Source organism: Xenorhabdus sp. KK7.4 (genome assembly GCF_963876465.1).
Taxonomy (GTDB): Bacteria; Pseudomonadota; Gammaproteobacteria; order Enterobacterales; family Enterobacteriaceae; genus Xenorhabdus; species Xenorhabdus stockiae.
Window position 1 is genome coordinate 1 of sequence record NZ_CAWNQF010000062.1, and the last position, 211, is coordinate 211.

At 53.6% G+C, this 211-nt stretch carries 2 pseudogenes; both read left to right on the forward strand.

Annotation, left to right across the window (positions count from 1 at the left end):
• Positions 1-30 precede the first annotated feature (30 nt).
• A pseudogene (locus tag AACS90_RS06205) lies at positions 31-150 on the forward strand (lysis system i-spanin subunit Rz); the annotation flags it as partial.
• Positions 128-193, forward strand: a pseudogene (locus AACS90_RS06210) (hypothetical protein); the annotation flags it as partial. The pseudogenes AACS90_RS06205 and AACS90_RS06210, both read left to right, overlap by 23 nt.
• Positions 194-211: the final 18 nt, after the last annotated feature.

Below are 211 nucleotides of genomic sequence, written 5' to 3' on the forward strand. Positions count from 1 at the left end.
ACTCAGGAACTCGCCAATGCCAAGACTGAAATTGACACTCTTCGGGCTGATGTTGCCGCTGGTCGTCGCAAGCTGCGCATCCAAGCCACCTGTCCTGTGTCTGAAACCTCTCCCTCCGGCAGCGTGGGCGATGCAGGAACCCCACAACTTACAGAATCAGCTAAACAAGATTATTACGATCTCCTCAGAATGATGGCGGAAAACAGGCAGC